Annotated in this window: 13 protein-coding genes; 4 read left to right on the plus strand and 9 right to left on the minus strand. The window is 62.2% G+C overall.

The features are described 5' to 3' along the window. The first annotated feature begins 117 nt into the window (after positions 1–117). From DL899_RS00650 to DL899_RS00665, 4 genes are all read left to right on the plus strand, one after another. Positions 118–1,965, plus strand: coding sequence for a PHA/PHB synthase family protein (locus DL899_RS00650; protein ID WP_111731838.1), 1,848 nt, complete (start codon positions 118–120; stop codon positions 1,963–1,965). Between the two features lie 5 nt (positions 1,966–1,970). Continuing rightward, complete coding sequence (gene fabI, locus DL899_RS00655; RefSeq protein WP_111731839.1) at positions 1,971–2,741, plus strand: enoyl-ACP reductase FabI; 771 nt, start codon at positions 1,971–1,973, stop codon at positions 2,739–2,741. Between the two features lie 111 nt (positions 2,742–2,852). Further along, positions 2,853–4,250, plus strand: coding sequence for a bifunctional enoyl-CoA hydratase/phosphate acetyltransferase (locus tag DL899_RS00660; protein WP_111731840.1), 1,398 nt, complete (start codon positions 2,853–2,855; stop codon positions 4,248–4,250). Further along, positions 4,247–5,428 carry an acetate/propionate family kinase gene (locus DL899_RS00665; RefSeq protein WP_111731841.1) on the plus strand — a complete coding sequence of 394 codons (1,182 nt, stop codon included), beginning with the start codon at positions 4,247–4,249 and terminating at the stop codon, positions 5,426–5,428. The genes DL899_RS00660 and DL899_RS00665 overlap by 4 nt, the downstream gene beginning before the upstream one ends. Before the next feature lie 323 nt (positions 5,429–5,751). Here DL899_RS00665 and DL899_RS00670 read toward each other — a convergent pair whose 3' ends face one another. The 9 genes from DL899_RS00670 to DL899_RS00710 all read right to left on the minus strand — a co-directional run bounded on the left by DL899_RS00670 (position 5,752) and on the right by DL899_RS00710 (position 16,890). Continuing rightward, positions 5,752–7,179 carry a 3-hydroxyacyl-CoA dehydrogenase NAD-binding domain-containing protein gene (locus DL899_RS00670; RefSeq protein WP_111731842.1) on the minus strand — a complete coding sequence of 476 codons (1,428 nt, stop codon included), beginning with the start codon at positions 7,177–7,179 and terminating at the stop codon, positions 5,752–5,754. A gap of 6 nt (positions 7,180–7,185) precedes the next feature. Beyond that, positions 7,186–8,721, minus strand: a complete 1,536-nt coding sequence (locus tag DL899_RS00675) for a 3-hydroxyacyl-CoA dehydrogenase family protein (RefSeq protein WP_111731843.1) — start codon at positions 8,719–8,721, stop codon at positions 7,186–7,188. Next, entirely contained in the window at positions 8,718–9,884 is a 1,167-nt protein-coding gene (locus DL899_RS00680) for an acyl-CoA dehydrogenase family protein (RefSeq protein WP_111731844.1), read from the minus strand. Before DL899_RS00680 ends, DL899_RS00675 begins: the two co-directional genes overlap by 4 nt. Continuing rightward, positions 9,884–10,588 (minus strand): SDR family NAD(P)-dependent oxidoreductase, encoded by a 705-nt coding sequence (locus DL899_RS00685; RefSeq protein WP_111731845.1) that lies wholly within the window; start codon positions 10,586–10,588, stop codon positions 9,884–9,886. Before DL899_RS00685 ends, DL899_RS00680 begins: the two co-directional genes overlap by 1 nt. Next, on the minus strand, positions 10,581–11,354 hold the full coding sequence (locus tag DL899_RS00690) for an enoyl-CoA hydratase/isomerase family protein (RefSeq protein ID WP_111731846.1): 774 nt from the start codon (positions 11,352–11,354) through the stop codon (positions 10,581–10,583). The genes DL899_RS00685 and DL899_RS00690 overlap by 8 nt, the downstream gene beginning before the upstream one ends. After that, complete coding sequence (locus DL899_RS00695; RefSeq protein ID WP_111732065.1) at positions 11,351–12,976, minus strand: class I adenylate-forming enzyme family protein; 1,626 nt, start codon at positions 12,974–12,976, stop codon at positions 11,351–11,353. The genes DL899_RS00690 and DL899_RS00695 overlap by 4 nt, the downstream gene beginning before the upstream one ends. Before the next feature lie 11 nt (positions 12,977–12,987). Continuing rightward, positions 12,988–13,767, minus strand: coding sequence for an enoyl-CoA hydratase-related protein (locus DL899_RS00700; RefSeq protein ID WP_111731847.1), 780 nt, complete (start codon positions 13,765–13,767; stop codon positions 12,988–12,990). A 53-nt stretch (positions 13,768–13,820) separates the two neighbouring features. After that, on the minus strand, positions 13,821–15,056 hold the full coding sequence (locus DL899_RS00705; RefSeq protein ID WP_111731848.1) for a CaiB/BaiF CoA transferase family protein: 1,236 nt from the start codon (positions 15,054–15,056) through the stop codon (positions 13,821–13,823). Between the two features lie 178 nt (positions 15,057–15,234). Next, entirely contained in the window at positions 15,235–16,890 is a 1,656-nt protein-coding gene (locus tag DL899_RS00710) for a sigma-54 interaction domain-containing protein (RefSeq protein ID WP_111731849.1), read from the minus strand. Positions 16,891–17,016: the final 126 nt, after the last annotated feature.

Here is a 17,016-nt window from a genome sequence, read left to right on the forward strand (position 1 = left end):
CCCCCTTTTCGTATGCTCTCGTACCGCCTGACGTAGTGTTGATTGATGCAGGTCAATCACTGCCGTTCAAATACATATATTTATCGAGATGTAATCATTTCAGGAAAGATTCGGACAATGGCGGACGTCACCTCGCTTCACCAGCAGAAGCCACCGACCGCAAAAAAGCCTGCCGCAGCCGCCCGCGCCGGTCAGGCAGGCGCGCCGCAAACGGACGGCACAGACAACCCGTCGCACACGCATGTCACCATGGAACAGGCCCTGGACAAGTCGCTGAAGGCGGCGCAGGCGCGCCTTACCGGCGGGCTGTCGCCGATCGCCCTGATGGCGACCTATTCGGACTGGGCGCTTCATCTTGCGTCGGCTCCGGGCAAGCAATTGGAACTGCTTGAAAAGGCAGGCCGCAAGGCGTGGAAACTCGCCAACTATGCCACGTTCTGCGCGACCCATCCCGAAACCAGCCGAACCTGCATCGAGCCGTTACCGCAGGACCGGCGTTTCCGGGGCGAAGCCTGGCAGAAATGGCCCTTTAACGTCATGTCGCAGGCGTTCTTGCTGAACCAGCAATGGTGGCACAACGCAACGACCGGCGTCGAGGGCGTGACCAAGCAGCACGAAAACGTTGCCACCTTCGCGGCGCGGCAGGTGCTTGACGTGTTCTCGCCCTCGAATTTCGCCCTGACCAACCCGGAGGTTCTTGCCAAGACCGTTGCCGAGGGCGGTTGGAACCTCATGCGCGGCGCGCAGAATTTCGTCGAAGACGTGACGCGGTTGAACACCGGGCAACAACCGGTCGGGGCCGAGGCGTTCAAGGTCGGGGAAAACTTGGCGACCGCACCTGGCAAAGTGATCTACCGCAACCGCCTGATCGAGCTGATCCAGTACGCGCCGACCACCGACAAGGTCCGCCCGGAACCCATCCTGATCGTTCCGGCCTGGATCATGAAATACTATATCCTCGACCTCAGCGAACATAACTCGCTGGTGCGGTATCTCACCGATCAGGGCTTCACGGTCTTCATGGTCTCGTGGAAGAACCCCGATACCGACGACCGCGACCTGGGGATGAACGACTATCTTTCCCTGGGCGTCATGGACGCCCTTGACGCTGTGAGCACGGTCACGAAAGGGCAGAAGGTTCACGCACTGGGCTATTGCCTTGGCGGCACGCTGCTGTCCATTGCCGCCGCCTCGATGGCAAGGGACGGGGATGAGCGCCTGCAAAGCATGACATTGCTGGCGGCACAGGTCGATTTCACCGAGGCCGGGGAACTGACGCTGTTCATCAATGAAAGCCAGTTGACCTATCTCGAAGACCTGATGTGGGACCAGGGCTATCTGGACACCAAGCAGATGGCCGGGGCGTTTCAGTTGTTGCGTTCCAACGATCTGATCTGGTCGCGGGTGATCCATGACTACCTGATGGGCGAACGGTCCGAGATGATCGACCTCATGGCCTGGAATGCAGACGCCACGCGGATGCCCTACAGGATGCATTCGGAATACCTGCGGAAACTGTTCCTGAAGAACGACCTGGCCGAGGGGCGCTATCTGGTCGAGGGCCGCCCGGTCGTGATCTCGGACATCCGCGCGCCGGTCTTCATGGTCGGCACCGAGCGCGACCACGTCGCGCCGTGGCATTCGGTCTACAAGTTCAACCTGCTATCGGACACCGACGTGACATTCGTGCTGACCAGCGGCGGGCACAATGCCGGCATCGTCTCGGAACCTGGCCACCCGCGCCGGCACTACCGGATCCAGTCCAGGACCAAGGACGCGCCCTATACCGACCCCGACACCTGGCTGGCCGAGACGGAAACGACCGAGGGCTCGTGGTGGCCCGCCCTTGTCGGATGGCTGGCGCAACGGTCGGGCGATCCGGTCAAGCCGCCCTCTCTCGGAGCGAAGGCAAAGGGATACGCGCCGCTTTGCGACGCCCCCGGCACATATGTCTTTCAGGAGTGACAGACATGCTGGAAGCACTTCTGAAGGGCAAACGCGGGCTGGTTGTCGGCATCGCGAACGAGCATTCCATTGCCGCCGGTTGCGCCTTCGCCTTTCGCGCGGCCGGGGCCGAGGTTGCGGTTACCTATGCCAATGAAAAATCCAGGCCCTATGTCACCCCGGTGGCAGAGCAACTGGATGCCTCCCTGTTCCTGCCGCTGGATGTCGAGGCAGACGGCCAGATGGAGGCCGTGTTCGAGGCGATCAGGTCGAAATGGGACGTGCTGGACTTTGTCGTGCATTCTATCGCCTACTGTCCGAAGAACGACCTGCACGGTCCGGTCAGCGAATGCTCCAAGGCCGGCTTTGCGCAGGCGATGGACATATCGGTGCATTCGCTGATCCGCATGACGCGGCTGGCCATCCCCCTGATGCCCAAAGGCGGCAGCATCCTGACGATGAGCTATTACGGCGCTGAAAAGGTCGTCGATCATTACAACATCATGGGCCCGGTCAAATCCGCGCTGGAGGGGACCGTTCGCTACCTGGCGGCAGAGCTTGGCCCCAGGCAGATACGGGTGAATGCGATCTCGCCCGGCCCCCTCAGGACACGCGCCGGATCGGGCATCGATCATTTCGACGAACTGGTGGATGCCGCGCAGAAACGGGCACCGGAACGAAGCCTCGTCAGTATCGAGGACGTGGGACATATCGCTGTCGGATTGGTCAGCGATCTGTCGTGCAAGGTCACAGGCAACATTGCCTATGTCGATGGCGGCTACCACGTACAGGCCTAGCCGCATACGCGCGTTGACCACAGGCAGCGTTATCCGGCCGGCACTCGGGGGCTGCAACGAACACCGGAACACCCATCCGCCGCACATCATTTCAGGACAAGGCAGGCATCCATGCAATTCATCGAGAACAGAACCTATGACGAGCTGCAGATCGGCGACACGGCCGAGCTGACCCGCACGCTCCGCCCCCAGGACATCGAGCTGTTCGCCGCTGTCTCCGGCGACGTGAACCCGGCGCATGTCGATCAGGAATACGCCAGCTCAGACATGTTTCACCGCGTCATCGCCCACGGCATGTGGGGCGGCGCGCTGATTTCCGCCGTCCTGGGAACCGAGCTTCCCGGCCCGGGGACGATCTACCTGAACCAGAGCATCAGCTTTCGCGCGCCGGTCGGCGTGGGGGATACGGTGACCATCCGCGTGACGGTCAGGGAAAAGAACGACAAGCACCACCACGTCACGCTGGACTGCGAGTGTATCAACCAGGACGGCAAGACCGTCATCGAGGGGCAGGCACTGGTGATCGCCCCGACGAAAAAGGTTCGCCGCCCGCGTGTTCCCCTGCCCGAGGTCCACATTCATGAACGGGGGGCGCGGTTCAACGATCTGATCAGGGCCACCGCCGCGCTGACGCCAGTACGCACAGCGGTCGTTCACCCCTGCGATTCCCTGTCGCTAGAAGGGGCGATTCAGGCCGGGGCCAAGGGGTTGATCGTGCCCGTTCTGGTCGGCCCCAGGGCCAAGATCGAGGCCGCCGCCGCTGAGACCGGCTGCGACCTGAGCGGGATCGAGATCGTCGACGTGCCGCACAGCCATGCCGCCGCCGAAACCGCCGTTGCGCTGGCGCGCGCGGGCAAGGTCGACATGCTGATGAAGGGCAATATCCACACCGATGAATTGCTGAAACCGGTGATGAACAAGGAAACCGGCCTGCGCACCGAACGCCGGATGAGCCATGTCTTTGCGCTTGACGTGCCCGACTATCCCAAGCCGCTGTTGATCAGCGACGCGGCGATCAACATCTTTCCCGACCTGCAAACCAAGCGCGATATCGTTCAGAACGCCATTGACCTGGCCCTCGCCCTGGGCATCGAACTGCCCAGGGTCGCGTTGCTGTCGGCGGTCGAGAACGTGACCGCAAGCATCCCTTCGACTGTCGATGCCGCCGCGCTGTGCAAGATGGCGGACCGGGGCCAGATCACCGGGGGTGCGCTTGACGGGCCGCTTGCCTTTGATAATGCCGTTTCCAGATCGGCCGCCGAGGCAAAAGGCATCCACTCGGAAGTTGCCGGCCAGGCCGATATCCTGATCGTTCCGGACCTGGAGGCGGGAAACATGGTGGCGAAACAGCTGATCTATCTCGCCGGCGCGGATGCGGCCGGGATCGTCCTGGGTGCGCGCATCCCGATCGTGCTGACCAGCCGGGCAGACGGCGTCATGTCGCGGCTGGCCTCGGCGGCGATGGCGCAGCTCTTTTTCCACCGCAGGCTGATGGGCGACATGTCATGAGCGGCGTGTTCCTGGCCCTGAACGCCGGATCGTCGAGCATCAAGTTCGCCGTCTTCGACGCCGACACGGAAACCACGACCCCGCGGATCAAGGGCGCGGTCGCGGGGGTCGGGCGGACGCCAGCCTTTTCCGCCCGCGACGCGGGCGGCACGGCGCTGGATGCCGGCGCGTTGGCGTCGCTGGATGTATCGGCCGGCCACGAGGCGGTGATCTCGCTCCTGCTGCCCTGGCTTGCGGCCCATACCGCCGACCGGCCGCTTCGGGCGGTGGGGCACCGGGTTGTCCATGGCGGGCAGGCATTTGCCGGGCCGACGCTGGTTTCCGCGCCGGTGCTGCAACAGCTTGCCGAACTCGAACCCCTTGCACCGCTGCACCAGCCGCATAACGTCGCGGCGATCCGCGCCGTTGCGAAATGGCGCCCGGATGTTGCGCAAGTCGCCTGTTTCGACACCAGCTTTCACCGCAGCCAGGACCGGCTTGCGCAGCTCTTTGCCCTGCCCCGCGCCCTGAGTGACGAGGGGGTCATCCGCTACGGGTTCCACGGCCTGTCCTACGACTATATCGCCGGCATCCTGCCAGGGCATCTTGGCAACCGCGCATCGGGACGCGTGATCGTCGCCCATCTCGGCAACGGCTCCAGCATGTGCGCGATGAAGGACCGCAAAAGCGTGGCCACCAGCATGGGCTTTACCGCGCTGGACGGGCTGATGATGGGGCGGCGCTGCGGCGCGCTGGACCCCGGCGTCGTGCTGTACCTGATGCAGGCCAGGGGCATGAAGGCGGCGGAAATCGAGCATCTGCTCTACAAGCAGTCCGGCCTGCTGGGCGTCTCGGGGCTGAGCAACGACATGCAGGTTCTGCAAGACAGCGACGACCCGCACGCGAAGGAAGCGATTGACCTGTTCTGCTATCGCGCCGCCAGCAGCCTGGCCGGGCTCGTGCCCGCGATCGGCGGGCTGGACGCTTTGGTATTCACCGCCGGCATCGGCGAGAATTCGGCGCCGGTTCGCAAGCTGATCTGCGAACGGCTGGGCTGGCTGGGCATCGAGTTGGACGACGCGGCGAACGACCGGCACGCAACCCGCATCAGCACCGTGCGATCCGGGGTCGAGGTGCTGGTCCTGGCCACGAACGAAGAGGCCGTTGTCGCAAAGACATGTCGGGACCTCATGCGCTGAATTGCAGGCGAATTGCAGGCCGGGGGCGCGGAAACGACGCCTTCTGGCGGTGTTGTTGCAACTATCATCATGGATTCCCTTTGCGAATCCAGCGATGTAGCTGATGCACATGCCCAGGCCTTTTCTGCCCTCGGCAAGGTCAAGATCTGCCTGACGTTAGCACCAATGGGCTAGTCGAGGACGCCTGAACCGCCCCGGGTTTACCGGAGAGCAGGACACTCAAAGGATGAGCCCTGTGACGAAGAGACGATTCACCCCGCCTGCCCGGCTGAACCTCGCAAGCGCGTTGGGCTGACATTGACGTACTGACCGGGGACCGCCCGTCACTCCATCGCGGCCATACGTAGCCCCAAAGAGGCACGATAGCGCGGATCGCCTGTCAGGCTGTGCAGGTTGTCCAACACCGCCAGAACCCGGCCAAGGCCAATCTCGCGGGCCCATTCGATCGGCCCATTCGGATAGTTCACGCCGAACCGCATCGCAGTGTCAACGTCGCTTTCGCTGGCCACGCCCTGCAACACGGCCTCGAACCCCTCGTTGGCCAGCATCGCAACGGTGCGCATCACCACCAGCCCCGGCCAATCAGGCAGCGGAGTGCAGGCGGTGCCCTGCCCCTGCAACGTAGCTGTGACCCGTGCCACGACATCCTGCGGCACATCCGGCGAGATGGCAAAACCCAGACGCTGCGCCGGCCCGTCGCTGTTCAGCAGGTCCAGCACCATCACCGGCGCGCCCCGGTCTCGCGCGATCTCGCGTGCAAGCCGCCCGTCGCTTTGGATGATATGGGTGCCTTCGATCACGCAGGGCTGACCGGGGTCGATAGGGGCTGGCTGGACAAGGGCAGGGTCGGCGGGCAGGGTCTGTGCCACGGGTGGGGGGGCGCCTTTGGCATAGTCATAAAATCCGCGCCCCGATTTGCGCCCCAGATGCCCCGCGTTCACCAGTTCCATCTGCGCCAGTGACGGGCGAAACCGCGGATCGTGGTAAAACGCTTCGAACACCGACTGGCTTACGGCATAGTTCACATCATTGCCGATCAGGTCCATCAGGGCGAATGGCCCCATGCGAAACCCGCCGCCTTCTGTCATCAGCGCATCCAGCATTACCGGGGTGGCAACCTTTTCTTCAAAAAGGCGCAGTGCCTCGGCATAGAACGGACGGGCAACGCGGTTCACGATAAAACCGGGGGTCGATTGAGCGTGCACCGCAACCTTGCCCCAGTTGCCCGCCAGATCGAACACCGTTTGCGCCACCTCGGGTGCCGTGGCCCGGCCCGACACGACCTCGACCAATTTCATCACCGGCGCCGGGTTGAAAAAATGCATCCCCACCATCCGTCCCGGCGCCGCAAGGACGCGGGCGATGGAGGTCACCGAAATCGATGACGTGTTTGTCGCCAGTATCGCATCGGTGGCGACGATCTTTTCCAGTTCGGCAAAAACCTTTTGCTTGACCGTCAGATCCTCGACGATGGCCTCGATCACCAGACCGGCCTCGGCCAGATCGGCCAGATCGGCCACCGGGCGGATGCGATCCAGCAGGGCCTTGGCGTCGTCGGCTGTCATCTTGCCGCGCTCCACGCGGCTGTCCAGCCGCTGTGACAGCCCGGCTTTGGCCTTGCAGGCAGCATCGGGGGCGACATCATGCAACAGAACGATATGGCCGTGAGAGGCGGCAAGCTGCGCAATCCCCACGCCCATCGTGCCCGCACCGATTACCGCGATGGTCCGTTTCCAGTCTGTGGCAGGCATGGGGTGTTATCCTTTCACCAAATCAGGGCCGACAGGGGCCTGCGCCTGACGGGCGCTGGCCACCACGGCACGGCGCTCGGGCGCATAGCCGGGCAGCCCCGTCATGGCATAGAGCGCCGATGTCACGTCAAAATGCCGGGCGAGACCACCCCGCGTGACCCGTTCGATCGGACCGTCAGGATAGCCAAGGCCCAGCTTGCAGGTCTTGTCCATATCCTCGGCAGTGGCCAGCCCCTCATCAAGAAACCGCAGCGCATCATTGTATTTGGGCCGCACAAGGCGGTCGATGATGCGCCCCGGCTGATCGGCACAGACCACCACGTCAAAGCCGGCCACCTCGAAGATCGCGCGCGCCGCATCCAGCGCGGCGGGGTCGGTTGCGGGCTGACGCACCAGTTCGATCAGGTTCGACGGGGCGTCATTGCCGTTTCGATAGCGTGCAAAGCCAACCACGTTAGAGCCTTCGCGGCCCATATCCTCGCCAGTGTGAACGCCAAGACATTCGGTATCCAGTTCCACCAGCACGGCGATTTTCGACGGGTCGGGGGCATACCCGCCCCCCAGATGCACCGTTACATCGCCCTGATCCGCAGCGCGGTCCGCAAACCCATCGCTGGGCGGGAAAGAGCGGCTTTCGCCTGATGAGGCCACGGTGAAATCGGGGGCGGTTTCGGCACGCGGGCGGTTTTGCCCGGTCAAAAGCCCCTGCCCCGATTTCTTTCCCAGCCTGCCGGCAGCCACCATCCGGCGCAGCAAAGGCGGCACCGAGGCGCGGCGATCCAGCGTGATCGGATAGAACGCCTCGCCCAGCAAAACTTGCGTATCCAGTCCAATCAGGTCCAGCAAAGTGCAAGGGCCCATCTTGTAACCCAGCCCGCTTTTGATGGCGGTGTCGATATCTTCGGGCGTGGCCAACCCCGCCTCGATCGCGCGGATAACGTCATTGTTGAACGGCACCAGCAGCGCATTCAGGATAAAGCCCGGCTTGTCCTGGGTTTCCACCGGAAGCTGCCCGGCGGCTTCGGTCCACGCCCATGCGTCGCGAAACGTCTCGTCAGAGGTGTTCAGGCCGCGCGACATCTCGATCAGCTTCATTAGTTCGGCAGGCAGGCAGAAATGCATGCCTACAACCCGATCCTCGCGACCGCAGCCACTGGCAATCTGGGTGATCGACAGGGTCGAGGTGTTGGAGGCAAAGATCGTCTGCGGCTTGCAGATCGCGTTCAGCTCTCTGAACAGGGCCTGTTTTACCTCAAGGTTCTCATAGATCGCCTCGATCACCAGATCGCAATCGGCCAGGTCGGCCAGATCGGTGCTGTCGTGCAGACGGGCCAGCGTGTCGTCGCGCTGGCTTTCAGACATGCGCCCACGCTCCACCGATTTATCAAAGAACTTTTCCCCCGCTGCTCGCGACCGGGCCAGTGCCTCTGAATACTGGTCAAAGCGAATGGTTTCAAACCCGCTGCGCGCCGCCACAAGGGCAATACCCGCACCCATGGTGCCGCCTGCGCCGCAAACCGCGACCTTTCTGATTCGGGTCATTTGCTTCTGAAGCTCCTTCCGATGAGTTGACGATGAACCTGGTTGGTGCCTTCCCAGATTTGCGTGATCTTGGCATCGCGCATCAGGCGCTCGGCGCGGTAATCGCGGCAATAACCATAGCCGCCGTGAAACTGGACGCATTCGGTGGTCATCTTCATTGCCAAATCCGATGCGCGCAGTTTCGCAACCGAGGCTTCAAGCCCGAAGTCGTTGTCGACGCCATCGACCAGTTCGGCGACATAATCCAGCCAGCGCTCTACCATCAGCAGCTCTGCGGCCAGATCAGCCAGAATGAACTGGTTGCCCTGAAAATCCAGAACAGCCTTGCCCGATTGCACCCTGTCATTGCCATAAGCGACCATGTCGCGGAACGCCGCGCGCGCGATGCCGCGCGCGTGTGCCGCCACCGAAGGACGCGATTTGTTCAGCGATGCCAGCAAGATCGCGAGCCCTTCGCCCGGCGCGCCCAAGAGGTTGGCGCGCGGCACACGGACATTGTCGAAGGACAGCGCACAGGTGGACGAGCCATTGTGACCCATCTTGCGTTCTTTCGAAATCACGCCGAACCCGTCGGCGCCCTTTTCCATGATCAACGCAGAGATCGCCTTTTTCGGGTCGTCGATGTCCGCCCATTTTCCGAACACAAGGTAAAGATCGGCCACGTCGCCGTTGGAAATGAAGATCTTGCGACCCTTGACGATGATATCGTCACCATCAGGGATGAATTTGGTTTTCATACCCGTGGCATCCGATCCGGCGGTGGGTTCGGTGATGGCCAGCGCACCCATACCGCCCTGGGCGATGCGGGGCAGAAGGCGCGCGCGCTGTTCGTCCGTTCCAAAGTCGATCAGCGGCTTCATGCCATGGTAGTTCGTGGCATAGATAATCCCGGTCGAGGCACAGGCCTCAGAGATGATCGACACGATTTCCAGATACAGCTTGTAAGACATCGGCATCCCGCCGAATTCTTCTGGAATGAAAATCGTGTTCAGGCCCAAGGCATTGATCGCCTCGACATTCTTCCACGGGAATTCACCGGTCTCGTCGATATGCTCGGCATTGGGGGCGATCACCTCGTCCACCATGCGCTGCACCTGGGTCAGGATCTGGCGCTCCTCGTCGTTCCAGTTGCGTGCGGACAGCACCTTCTCATACAGTTTCATCAGTGGTTTATCCTTTGCGCGCCGTCGATGTAGATTGTCTCGCCGGTCAGAAAGGCGATATCCTCGACAAAGATCGCGCCCACCAGCCGGGCCACATCCGCAGGCTGGCCCGGGCCGCCGGTGGGAATGCGTGATTGCAACCATGCGCGCACCTTGTCGCGGGCCAGAAATGCGCGATTCAGGTCCGTTTCGATATAGCCCGGCGCCACGGTCATGACGCGAATACCATCTTGCGCCCATTCCACCGCCATGCAGCGTGTCATCGCCGCCACCGCCGCCTTTGAGGCGCAATAGGCAAGGTTGTCGGGCACGCCCATCTTGTCGAAGAACGAGCCGATATTTACGATCGTGCCGCCATTGGCGCGCAGATGTGGATAGGCCTCGCGTGCAGCGACCATCACGGCGGTGACATTCAGCGCCATGGTCTTGTTGAAATCATCGGTACGCAGGGTTGCGGTGGCGCTGCCGATATGCACCCCGGCATTGTTGACCAGCCCGGCCACCGGCCCCTGCGCCGCGATTTCGGCAAAGACCTCGCGCACGGCGTCTTCGTCGGTCACGTCGCAGCGCATTTGGCGGCCCGCACCACCCGTGCCCGAACGAGACAGCCCCACCACCGCAAAACCGCGACTTTCAAGATGCTGCGCGATGGCGAGGCCGATACCCTTGGACGCGCCGGTGACAATGATCTGTCCTTTACTCATCGCGAAACTCCGGTTTGCGTTTTCCTTCAAAGGCGGCCATGCCTTCTTCGGCATCGCGGGTGCGATAGGCCAGGGTGGACAGTTCAGCCTCGGTTTGCAGGCCCTCGTGCAGGGGTGCGTCGGCGGCGCGTTGTACCGCGCGGCGGGCGCATTCCAGCACCGGCAGGCTGTAGCGGGTAAAGCGCCCGGCAAAATCCCGGCCGGCCTGTATCAGGTCACCCTCGGCAATCGCATTGATCAGGCCGATGCGTTCAGCCTCGTCCGCGGTCACGTTGCGCCCCGTCATGATGATTTCAAGCGCGCGCGCCTCGCCCACCAGACGGGGCAGGCGCTGCGTGCCGCCATAGCCGGGGATCAGGCCCAGCTTGATTTCGGGCAAGCCGAACACCGCGTTCGGGCTGGCCAACCGAAAGGTGCAGGCCATCGCCAGTTCGGCCCCGCCGCCAAAGGCATAGCCGTTGACCAGGGCAACCGACGCAACCGGCAGCCTGTCAAGCCGGGCAAACACCGCCTGTCCCAGTTCGGCGCCGCGTTTCTGATCGGTCAGGGACCGGTTGCGCAGTTCCTTGATATCGGCCCCCGCGCAAAACGCCTTGTCCCCCGCGCCGGTGATCAGCAGGGCGCGAACATCGCGCCAGCCAGCCACCTCATCAAGCGCTGCACCGATGCGGCGCAGGATGTCAAAGGACAGCGCATTCATCGCCTTGGGCCGGCTCAGCGTAAGCAGCGCGCAGCCGTCGTCGGTTTTGGTCAGGTCGATTGTCATGAGGTCGATACCTTCTTTTCCGCGTAACGCACGGGCTCGGGCATGATCGCGCCCGTACGGACCATTTCGGTCAGCGCGCGCTTGAGGATCTTGCCACTGGCCGTCAGGGGCAGCTCATCCAGCGCGATGAACCATTCGGGCATGTCGAATTTTGACAGCCCCTCGGTGGCCAGATACTCCAGCACCTCCGCCCCGCTCAGGTTGCCGATGATGGCCAGGCACACCTTTTCGCCCAGCCGGTCGTCTGGCACGGGAAAGGCCGCCGCCTTGCTGATGTCGGGGTGCGTCAGGGCGCGGGCCTCGATCTGCGAGGGATAGATGTTATGGCCACCGCGAATGATCACGTCCTTGACCCGGCCCTCGATCCGCAGGTTGCCGGCGGCGTCGAACAATCCCAGATCGCCCGACATCAGATACCCGTGCCGGTTGAAGGTTTTCTCGGTCGCGGCCTGATTGGCGAAATAGCCCAGCATCAACGCCGCTCCGCGCCCACCGATTTCACCAATTTCACCTGGAGGCACCTCTTTTTCGGGATTGTCGCGGTCCCAGATGCGCACCTCATAGGCCGGGCCGCCCCGGCCACAGGTGGAAATCCAGACATCCTTTGGATCGTCGGGATGCGTGTATTGATGAGAGGAGGATTCCGTCATGCCATAGATGTTCTGCGGGGTAATCCCCTGATCAGCAAAGGCTTTCGCCACCACCTCGGGGATGGGGGAGCCCGCCATGTAGAATATGCGCACCTGTCCGATCTGCGGGATGCCGCGCCGGGTTTGTTCGTCCAGAATATCCATGGCGTGGGTGGGCACGCCCAGCACATAGGTGGCGCCGGTTTCGATGATCCAGTCCAGCCGGCTGACCCCCGGCGGCGGATCGTCGGTGACAAGCTGCGCACCGCAAACCAGCCACTGCGCCACTGCGACCCAGGCGATATGATGCGACAGCGGGCTGAGTGTCAGCAGCGTATCGTCATGGGTCAGCCGCCAGTCGCGCACCAGATCGCGGGCGTTGGCCAGCAGCGTGTTGGACGAATGCATCACGCATTTCGGCTTTCCCGTCGTGCCCGAGGTAAAGGCCAGATAGGCGACACTGTCGGGGTTGGAGTGCGGCACCGGATCGACCTGCGTGATATGCGTGGGGAAGTTATCAGGCGTATAGACCTTTTTGACGAAAGGCAGGTCGGCCAGCATGGCGTCAAAATCTCGCGTGGCACGGTCGGCGCCCCATCCTGGCTCGGTGATCACGGCGCTTGCCTGAAGTTCGTTCAGTAGGTCAATGATCTCGTCGCAGGTATAGGTGCGGTGTAGTGAAGGGTTGCAGGCGATCCCCTCGCGCGAGCAGGCCAGAAAGGCAATGACCACCTCGGCCCGGTTGGACAGCCATAGCGACACCCGGTCGCCCGCTAGAATCCCGTGTTCATACAGGTCATCCGCCAGCGCATCGACCCGCGCCTTGAGCGTGCGCCAGTCCAGCCAGCAGGACCCGTCGCGCAGGGCCATGGCATCAGGGCGGGCGTCAGCGTGCCGCGCCATCAAGCTGTAGAATGTGTCATCGGTCCAAAGCCCGGCCTTGTAGAAGGCACGCGCGGCGGCCGGATCGTGCAATGTCAGAAAAGGTTTCATGCCTTCCTCCGTCACTGGCCGAACTTCGACGGGTCCGGCTTGCGGCGATCATTGAAACTGGCCTTCATTTCTTTCGACTCTTCGGTCCCCAGGTACTGGCTGAGCAACAGATCATGGGTGACGCGTGACAAGCCCCCGACCCCGCCATGCCGGGCATTGAAAGCCCCCTTGATCGAGGCCAGCGCAAACGCCCCGCGATCGGCAATCTCAAGTGCGAAGTCACGGGTTTTCGCGGCCAGTTCATCATCCGGGGCAATCCGGTTGATCAGCCCCATGACGCGCGCCTCTTCGGCGCTGATCTTGGGGTTCGCATACCAGATTTCCTTGGCTCGCTTCTTGCCGACCAGATCCTCCAGATACCATGTGCCATAGCCCGCATCGAACGACCCCATCATCGGCCCGACCTGCCGGAACATGGCGCTTTGCTTGGCGATGGTCACATCGCAGACCATCTGCAGGACATTGCCGCCACCCACCGCATAACCGTTGACACTGGCAATCACTGGCTTTTGCAGCTTGTCGATGGCCTCGTACATTTCAAGCGTGGGCAGAGTTCCGGCGTAAAGCCGGGTCTTTTCCATGCCGTCCTTCTGACCACCGATGCAAAAGAACTTTTCCCCTGCGCCGGTCAGCACGATCACCCGGGTGCGTGTCTCGCGGCGGATGCCCTCGATACAATCGCGGATTTCATGGCACATGGTTTCGGTGAACATGTTGCCATGATCCGGTCGGTTCAGCGTGATCGTCCCGATGGGGCCGTCTTCTTCGTAGGTGATCTGTGAAAATGTCATGCTGTCTGTCCTGTCAATTTCGGGTTGCAGTGGCCCGATAGGGCCTGCGGTGGCTATTCCTTCAACGCGCCGGCGGGCTGACGTAAAAGCTCTTCGTTATGTTCGCCAAGGCGCGGCGGAGCCGAGCGCGGAACACAAGGCGCACCGTCCACCTGTATACCCAGGCCGATCTGCGGCAGCAGGCTGTTACCACCGTCCTCAATCGTAAAGAACATGCCGCGATCCTGCAGGTCGGTATCGGCGGCAACCTCGTCCAGGCTGTTGATTGGGCCGGCGGGCACACGGGCCTTGGCGAAAATTTCCAGCCATTCGGCGCGGGGCCGTTCGCGCAGGATGTCCTGAATGTGCGCGACGATCTGCGGGCGTTGGTCCTGGCGTTTTGCATTGCTGGAAAACTCAGGCCGTGCGCCGAACTCGGGTTGGTTCAAGGCCTTCCAGAAACGCGCCCAGATCGCATCGGATCCAAGTCCCAGCGTCATCGGGCGGTCAGCCGTGTCGAAGGACTGGTAAACGGCGATCACGCTATCCGTGCCCCCCGAGCGGCGCGGCACCTCGCCAGAACCAAGATAGGCTGACAGGCGGCAACTGAGAAACCGCGTCATGCTTTCGACCAGGCTGACATCAATCTTGCGGCCCTTGCCGGTGCGTGCGCGGTCGAACAGCGCGGCGATCGTGGCCGTGGCGGCATCCTGCCCGGCCAGCATGTCCGCTGCGGGCGCACCGATCTTTTGCGGCGGGCCATCGGCTTGCCCGGTAAGGTCCATGACGCCGGAATACCCTTCGGCGATCAGGTCGTAACAGGTCAGCTCGGCGCGGCGGCCGCTCAGCCCGAAGCCGGTGATCGACACGAATACCACATCCTCGCGCACCTCGCGAATGCTGTCATGATCCAGACGCAACTTGCGCTGCACGTCCGGCGGCTGGTTGGTGACGAACACATCGGCCGACCGGATCAGATCCATCAGCTGCGCGCGCCCCTCGTCCGAACTCAGATCAAGCGCCACGCTTTTCTTGTTGCGGTTGACCGACGCAAACCACAGCGATGTATCGTTCAGAAACGGCGGCCCCCAATGACGCGCGTCATCCCCGCTGGGGCGTTCAACCTTGATCACCTCGGCGCCGAAATCGGATAACAGCATCGTGGCATAGGGGCCCGCGATGGATGTCGTCAGATCGACAACGCGCACCCCGTCAAGAAACCTGAACCCCTGCCCGGTCTTCCAGACCGGCAGCGTATCACACGGTAAACCGGGCCGGTCACGCGCGTCGTCAGGATTGCGGTTCTCCATATTTTCACCTTTTCCAAATCAGCCTGACAAAGGTGACGCAAACCGCATGCCAATTTCGCAGAAGCAAGGCCTTACAGGGGGCAAGTGGCCGCAAAAAATTCTGCACACGCACGTGTTGCGCGGCATGTGTCGCTGGTGCGGTCAAGTGTACGCGATAACGTTCGCAGCGCGGGCACGCCTAAGCCTCGAAATCCTCTTCCAGTTTCTTGTAGAGATACGAGCGCGAGATCCCCAGATGTTCGGCCACCTTTTTCTTGTTGCCGTTGAACCGGATCATCGCATCGGCGATCAGCTTGTGTTCCAGTTGGCCCAGAACATCCTTGAGAGATCCGCCATCGGCCAGGTCGGGGGCCGCCGCAGACGCGGTGGCGATGCGGCGGGGCGGCGCGGCAAGGCCGGCTTGTTCAAAATCCACCACCCGCAGCCAGCCGTTCTCGGCAAAGACAAAGGCGCGTTCGATAACATGGTGCAATTCGCGCACATTGCCCGGCCAGGCTCGCCCCATCATCAAATCAGGCACCGCATCCTCGACCTCGGGCATGGGGCGGTCGTAATGGGCTGACAGCTCTGTCAGGAAATGGTCCAGCAACAGCGGAATGTCTTCGATACGTTCAGCCAGGGTGGGCATCCTGATGATCACCGGGCTGATCCGATAGAACAGGTCCAGGCGGAATTTTTCTTGCTCGATAAAGCGTTCCAGGTCGCGGTTTGTGGCGCTGATCAGCCGGAAATCGACCTGCCGCGGGTTTTCGCCGCCGACGCGCTCGACGATCTTGTCCTGCAACACGCGCAGCAGCTTGGATTGCACCTCAAGCGGCATGTCCCCGATCTCATCCAGAAAGATAGTGCCCCTGTCGGCCTGTTCGAATTTGCCAAGCCGACCCTTGCTGTCGGCCCCGGTGAACGATCCGGGTTCGTATCCGAAAAGCTCGCTTTCGACCAAAGAGGCAGGCAGGGCCGCGGCATTTACCGTGATCAGCCGCCCCTTGCTGCGCGGGCTCAGCGCGTGCAGCGCCTTTGCCACCAGTTCCTTGCCGGTGCCGGACTCACCCTGGACCAGCACCGGAATATCCAGCGGTGCGACCTTGCGAATCTGGTCGCGCACCGCCTCGATGGCCGGGCTCTGGCCGACGATGGCCTTCAGAAACGCCTCGGCGTGTTCACTGGCCTTGCGTTCGGTGCGATAGCTGGCAATCTCTTTTTCCAGCACGTTGATCCGACGCGCCAGCGCCTCAACCTGCTGCGGTCCCTTGAACATCACGCGCCCGATGGCGCCCATCACCATCCCGTCATGCTTGATCGGGTGGCGGGATACGACGCGTTCGCTGTCGCGCATCCTTTGTATCTGGCCCACCTCGGCAACCCCGGTGCGCACCACATGATGCAACCGGGTATTCTGAATAACATCACGCACGTTCCGGCCCACGCCTTCGCCGGTTTTCAGGCCAAAGAATTTTTCATGCACGGGCGATACGAACACCAGCCGCGCCTTGGCGTCGATGACGGCCATCGCGTCATAGGGATCGTTCAGGATGTGATCGATGATATCAAAGGCAAAATCGACCTGCGTGAAAAACCGCAGCACCGTATCCGTCACCGCATCGAAAAACAAAACCAGCCGCCCGTCCTGAACCGGCGTGACAAGCACCACATACTGCGCATCCGTCAGCAGCGCGGGAACAATACGACGTTCCATCGCCTCGGTCATCCAGTCGGGGTCACTGACCATCGATATCAGCCGCCGATCCTGCCCCACGCCCAGTTGCAAGATGACATCCCCATCATCACCGACGATGATCAGTCCTTTGACATTTTGCGTTTTGTCGCGGGTCATGCTGTAATCCTACTGACCTCCCGACCGGGCGACAGGCGGGCGATGTCCACAATTCGGACAACTCTGTCGAAAATCGCCCGCCTTGACAACACCCCATGGCGCGAAGCTGTTGGACAATTGGCCTGC

This window comes from Roseovarius amoyensis (genome assembly GCF_003260265.1).
Classification (GTDB): Bacteria; Pseudomonadota; Alphaproteobacteria; order Rhodobacterales; family Rhodobacteraceae; genus Roseovarius; species Roseovarius amoyensis.

What these genes read in the sequence shown, in the direction of transcription:
- fabI (WP_111731839.1), top strand. Translation starts at nt 1,971, where the DNA reads ATGCTGGAAGCACTTCTGAAGGGCAAACGCGGGCTGGTTGTCGGCATC.
- DL899_RS00705 (WP_111731848.1), bottom strand. Translation starts at nt 15,056, where the DNA reads ATGGAGAACCGCAATCCTGACGACGCGCGTGACCGGCCCGGTTTACCG.
- DL899_RS00670 (WP_111731842.1), bottom strand. Translation starts at nt 7,179, where the DNA reads ATGCCTGCCACAGACTGGAAACGGACCATCGCGGTAATCGGTGCGGGC.
- DL899_RS00700 (WP_111731847.1), bottom strand. Translation starts at nt 13,767, where the DNA reads ATGACATTTTCACAGATCACCTACGAAGAAGACGGCCCCATCGGGACG.
- DL899_RS00660 (WP_111731840.1), top strand. Translation starts at nt 2,853, where the DNA reads ATGCAATTCATCGAGAACAGAACCTATGACGAGCTGCAGATCGGCGAC.
- DL899_RS00675 (WP_111731843.1), bottom strand. Translation starts at nt 8,721, where the DNA reads ATGACCCGAATCAGAAAGGTCGCGGTTTGCGGCGCAGGCGGCACCATG.
- DL899_RS00710 (WP_111731849.1), bottom strand. Translation starts at nt 16,890, where the DNA reads ATGACCCGCGACAAAACGCAAAATGTCAAAGGACTGATCATCGTCGGT.
- DL899_RS00695 (WP_111732065.1), bottom strand. Translation starts at nt 12,976, where the DNA reads ATGAAACCTTTTCTGACATTGCACGATCCGGCCGCCGCGCGTGCCTTC.
- DL899_RS00690 (WP_111731846.1), bottom strand. Translation starts at nt 11,354, where the DNA reads ATGACAATCGACCTGACCAAAACCGACGACGGCTGCGCGCTGCTTACG.
- DL899_RS00665 (WP_111731841.1), top strand. Translation starts at nt 4,247, where the DNA reads ATGAGCGGCGTGTTCCTGGCCCTGAACGCCGGATCGTCGAGCATCAAG.
- DL899_RS00680 (WP_111731844.1), bottom strand. Translation starts at nt 9,884, where the DNA reads ATGAAACTGTATGAGAAGGTGCTGTCCGCACGCAACTGGAACGACGAG.
- DL899_RS00650 (WP_111731838.1), top strand. Translation starts at nt 118, where the DNA reads ATGGCGGACGTCACCTCGCTTCACCAGCAGAAGCCACCGACCGCAAAA.
- DL899_RS00685 (WP_111731845.1), bottom strand. Translation starts at nt 10,588, where the DNA reads ATGAGTAAAGGACAGATCATTGTCACCGGCGCGTCCAAGGGTATCGGC.